A 5,069-nucleotide genomic window follows, 5' to 3' on the forward strand; every position below is an offset into this window, starting at 1 on the left:
CCGAGGCGCTGGCCGATCTGGTGGCCATCTGCGACGGGACCCCGCTCGCCCTGCGGATCGCCGCCGCCAATCTCGCCCTCCACCCCGACTTTCTGATCGCCGACCACGTCAGGGAGCTGCGGTCGGGCAACCCGCTGGAGAGCCTGGCCGTCGCGGGCGACCCCAACGCGGCCGTACGAAGGGCCTTCGAGCTGTCCTACCGGCGGCTGGACCCCGAGGCGGCACAGGCGTTCCGGATGCTGGGCCTGCTGCCGGGACCCACGACGACGGTCGCCGCCGTCGCGGCGCTGCTGGGCCGCTCGATCGCCTCCGCCTCCCCCCTGCTCGACCGGCTCTTCGCCGAGCATCTGGTGGAGCGCGAGGGCCAGGAACAGCTGCGGCTGCACGATCTGATCTGGTGGTACGCACGACTCCTGGTGGACGCGGCCGGGGAACCGGAGCCGGTGCACCGCGCGGCCCGCCGCAGGCTGCTGCGCTGGTACTCGGCGTCGGCGGACGCGGCGGCGCGCAGTCTCTATCCGCAGATCCTGCGGCTGGAGGTCGAACCGGTGGCGGCGGACGCGCGGCCCGCGTCGTTCGACGGCCCGGGGAGCGCCGCCGACTGGTTCGACGCCGAACACGCCGATCTGGTCCGGCTGATCGAGACCGAGGCGGACGGCACGCCGTGTCCGTCCGTATGGATTCTCGCCGACACCCTGAGGGGCTACTTCTGGCTCCGCCGTGCCGCCGAGACCTGGACCGCGGTGGCCACCGTCGCGCTCCGGGCGGCGTCGCGCGCCGGTGACTTCCGGGGCCAGTCGGCCGCCCATCAGAGCCTGGGACTCGCCGGTTTCACCCGGGGCGACCCCGAGCTGAGCCGGAGCCACTTCCAGCAGGCCATCGCCCTGGCCAGGCGCGCGGGGTGGGGGGTGTGCGAGTCGGTCGCCCTGTCCAATCTGGCCGGGGTCTCCGCCGACCTCGGACTGCTGAGCCAGGCGGCCGAGTACTACGACCAGTCGATCACCATCGACCGCAGGCTCGGGCGCACCGCCCACCAGCCGCTGCAGGGGCTGGGGGAGGTGCTGCACGCCATGGGGCGGCTGCGCGAGGCGGAACAGCTGTGCCGGCGGGCCCTCACCCTCTCCCGGAAGATCGCCGCCCCCGACAGCATCGCCCGGATCAGCGCCACCCTGGCGGCGATCTCCCTGGACCTCGGGGAGCTGACAGCCGCCCATGAACTGGCCACGGAGGCCCGGCAGGGCTACCAGGACATCGGCAATCTCGCGGGCGAGGGCGAGGCCGTCAGCGTTCTCGCCATGATCGCCGCGGTGGGCGGCGAGGGCCAGGACGCGCTGCGGCTGGGCCTGACCGCGTACCGGCTGGGCCGGACGTCCGGCCGCCCGCGCACCGGTCTCGACGCGATGCTCGCGCTCGGCCATGCCCGCTACCGGCTCGGCCAGTACGAGCGGGCGGCCGAACACTTCCGGCTCGCCCTGCGCAAAGCCGAGGAGGTCGGCTATCTCAAGGGCCGCGCCACGGCCCTGATCGGCCTCGCCGCCGCCGGCTGCGGCACGGACCGCCACCTGGACGCCCTCGGCCACGCCCACGCCGCGCTGACGCTCGCTCAGGAGTCCCAGCTGCGGCTGCTGGAGGGCCAGTCCCAGGCGGCCATCGCACTGGTGCAGAGCCGCCTGGGAGATGTCGCGGCGGCGGAGCGCGCACGATGGCAGGCGGAGATCGTCTACCGGTGCACCGGGTACCAGCCGCTGCGCTCGCCCTATGGGGAGCCGTTGGGCGGCATCAGGACCGCTCTGGTGGGCGCGAAGCTGAGCCTCTGCCGGTCGATGCTGGAGAAGCCGGTGGCGTGAGGCCGGGGGGGCGGGGCTCGGGGCGGTGTCCTGGGCCGCCGGTGGTGTGCGGCCCGGGGCCGGCGGTGGAGCCCCTGAGGGCCGACGGCCGGGGGTGTGGAGCTGAAGGCTTGTCAGGGGTTACGGGCCACGGCGGGGCGGCGGCAGCCGGGCTCCGGCGGACCCCGTGGCCCCAAGGGAGTTCACCGTGATGGTCCGTCCACTCTCCGCAGTGCGTACGCTTGCGGACGCGGTGCCCGCAGGACGTCCGGACGGGCCGGAGTACGGCTCCGGTCGCCGACGGCCTCGGGCGTGCACCCACCGACGAATGAGTTGTCGACCGTGTCGGATCCGTGATCGGCTCATCCGTGTCGGTGTTGGGCCGAACGGGTGAGGAACGCGAGGATGGGCCTATGAGCAGGTACGAGAGGTACGACGTCACCGACGAACAGTGGGAGGGCCTGGCCCAGGTCGTCCCGTTGCGCGGTCGCAACGAGTGGCCGTCGCGGGTCGACCACCGCACCGTCCCCCAGGACCGCGTGGCCGCCGAGAAGCAGCGCCGCATGGTCGTTCTGCGGGTCCAGGTCTTCGCCGACGCGCGCGAGGTCGCCGAGTACCTCGTCGCGCAGATCCCGGTGCTCCTCGACCTCACCGGCGCGGACGCCGATGTCGCCAAACGCATCCTGGACTTCAGCAGCGGGGTCGTCTTCGGGCTCGGCAGCGGGATGCACCGCGTCGACCGGAACGTCTTTCTGCTCGCGCCGACCGGCATGGAGGTCGAGGGGATCGCGGAGGGCACCGACACCTTCTCGCGCCCCGTCCCCCGTTCGTAGGAAGGGCCCGAGACGGAACGGTTCGGCGCGGTGAGCGCTGCGTACCGTCCGCCCATGGACGCCACCACCCCTCCCCACGACGCCACCACCCCGCCCGATGACGCGACCACCCCTTCCCACGATGCCATCGACCACCCGGACGACACCCGCCCCACCGTCACCGAACTGCGGCTCTCCGCCTACCGGACGCACCGGGCCGCCGCGATCCCCCTCACCCCGGTGACCCTGGTCGCGGGGGCCAGTGGCAGCGGCAAGTCGAGTGTCCTCCAGGCGTTCGAGTCACTGGCGCGGCTGGCGGCGGGCGACCCGCTGGCGGAGGCGTTCGATGACCCCGCCGCCTGTGTGCCCGAGTGGGCCGGCGCCGATGAGCAGGGGCGGCGCGGCTTCCGTATCGGCTGTACGGTCGACGGCCCCACCGGTCCGGTCCGACTGGACCTCGCCGTACAGGCGGAACCCGAACTCCGCGTCGTCGGCGAGCGGTTGACCTGCGGCGGGCGGACGCTGCTCACCACCGCACTGCGCGATCCCCGGCGGCCGGCGGTACAGGCCGCCTGGCTCACCGCGGGGTCGGAGTACGTGACCCGCGCCCCGTTGCCGGACGACCGGCTCGGCACCGCGCTGCTGCCCCTGCGGGTGGCGGGCAGGACACAGGGGCAACTGCTCGTTCTCGCCGCGGCCGAGCAGACGGTGGTGGCCCTGCGCTCGCTCTTCGCCTGCGATCCGCAGCCGCACGGAATGCGCAGTCCGGTGCCCGCGGGCGACGGCAGGCTGCGGCGCGGCTGCGACAACCTCGCCGAGGTGCTGCGCCGTACGGGCCACCAGTGCGCCAAACGGCACGCCCGGCTGACCGCCGCCGCCCGCACCGGGTGCGCGGGCGACGTGGCGGCGCTGACCGTCGAGGAACTGCTCGACGGGACGGTACGCGCCCTGCTCGGCCGGGGCGGCGGACGCCCCGCGACACCGCTGGATCGACTCGGCGACGGCGAGTTGCGGTTTCTGGCTTTGGCGCTGGTGCTGCTCACCGGCCCGGGGGTGCTCGCCATGGACCCGGCGGCCGAGGTTCCGGCCGCGTATCAGGCGCTGACGGTCATGGCGGACGGCTTCGATCGCGCTCTCGACCCGGCACAGGCCCGCGAACTGGTCGCACTGGCCGTGGAGATGGCCGCGCGCGGCCATGTGCGGCTGGTCGGGGCGGTCACGGACGCGTCGGCCGTACGGGGCATGGACGGTGTGACGGTGGTGGAACTGGTGTCGTGACCAAGGAGACTGGTGCGGTGACGAAAGAAGACGGACAGAGTGGGACAGCGGGGCCAGGGACCGAGGGACCGGGCGGGACGCCGGGGGCGTGGGCCGAGGCGCGGGGCGGGACGGCGGAGGCGCGGGGCGGGACGGCGGGGCCACGGGCCGACGGGCTCGATGTGGCCGGATTGCAGCGCAGGCTGGCGGGGTTCGCCGCGGCGCGCGGCTGGGAGCCGTACCACACCCCGAAGAATCTGGCGGCCGCCCTCAGCGTCGAGGCGTCCGAACTGGTCGAGATCTTCCAGTGGCTGACGCCCGAACAGTCGGCGCGGGTGATGGCTGACGCGGAGTCGGCCCACCGGGTACGGGACGAGGCCGCGGATGTGCTGGCGTATCTGCTCCAGTTCTGCGAGGTCCTCGGGGTCGATGTGCTCGCCGCGCTCTCGGACAAGATCGACCGGAATGAGGTGCGCTTTCCGGTGCGGTGACTCACGGGTGGTCACTCACTGGTGGAATTTGAGCCTCCGGAACCCCATTGATCAAGGTTTCGTCACTCTATGGAGTCAATGACTTATCCACAACCGGCTTCCTGTCCACAGATTTCCGAATTCCTCTGGTGTTTGGGCTCAAGTCGCTTCACTCTGGGTAATGAACTGAGTGGGCAGTAAGTCGTACGAACGGGGGCGGCGTACATGGATGCGGAGCGGCTCATCGGAGTGAGCCGGCATGCCTTGGCGCAGAGCCGAGCGGTACCGGACATCGTGGCGGAGGCATGGCAGGCCCAGGCCCTCGCGCAGGCGATCGGCGGCAGGCTGGCCATGTACGGGCCGGCCGAGTTGAGAGGCGAGGCGCGCGGACTCAGCGAGACCGGCGGCCGGGGAGTCGCCCCGCAGGTCCAGCCGGGGGCGCGTGGCGATGGGAGCAGGGCCGAGCAGTTGTCCGGGGTGGCGGACGCGCGCGAGACCCTGATCGGCCTGGGCGCGCTGCTCGGCGATGTCGGAATCGCGCTGGTCGCGGTCGCCTGTGGCACCGAGGAGGAGGGGCTCTACTGGCAGTGCATCGAGGCGATAGACGCCGCCGACGAGTCGAGCGACCGGGTGCGCGGAATGCTGCGCCGCCTCCCGGCCCGGGCCGAGGACGGACACCCCGGCCGCGGCCGGCACCCCGACCC

At 73.0% G+C, this 5,069-nt stretch carries 5 protein-coding genes; all 5 read left to right on the forward strand.

Annotated features, from left to right (window positions below):
• Window positions 1–1,847 (forward strand): tetratricopeptide repeat protein (locus ACWF94_RS33175; RefSeq protein ID WP_453497100.1); only part of this gene is annotated, 1,847 nt, incomplete at its 5' end.
• A gap of 392 nt (window positions 1,848–2,239) precedes the next feature.
• Window positions 2,240–2,659: a cell division protein SepF gene (locus ACWF94_RS33180; protein WP_453497103.1), complete on the forward strand. Its 420-nt coding sequence runs from the start codon at window positions 2,240–2,242 to the stop codon at window positions 2,657–2,659.
• A gap of 54 nt (window positions 2,660–2,713) precedes the next feature.
• Window positions 2,714–3,916, forward strand: coding sequence for an AAA family ATPase (locus ACWF94_RS33185; protein WP_453497106.1), 1,203 nt, complete (start codon window positions 2,714–2,716; stop codon window positions 3,914–3,916).
• 161 nt (window positions 3,917–4,077) lie between these two features.
• The gene (locus ACWF94_RS33190) at window positions 4,078–4,386 is read left to right on the forward strand and encodes a nucleotide pyrophosphohydrolase (protein ID WP_453497112.1); all 309 of its coding nucleotides are present in this window, start codon (window positions 4,078–4,080) and stop codon (window positions 4,384–4,386) included.
• A gap of 204 nt (window positions 4,387–4,590) precedes the next feature.
• The coding region (locus tag ACWF94_RS33195) for a DUF6099 family protein (RefSeq protein ID WP_453497109.1) at window positions 4,591–5,069 on the forward strand (479 nt) is incomplete at its 3' end.

The organism is Streptomyces sp. NPDC055078, from assembly GCF_053607985.1.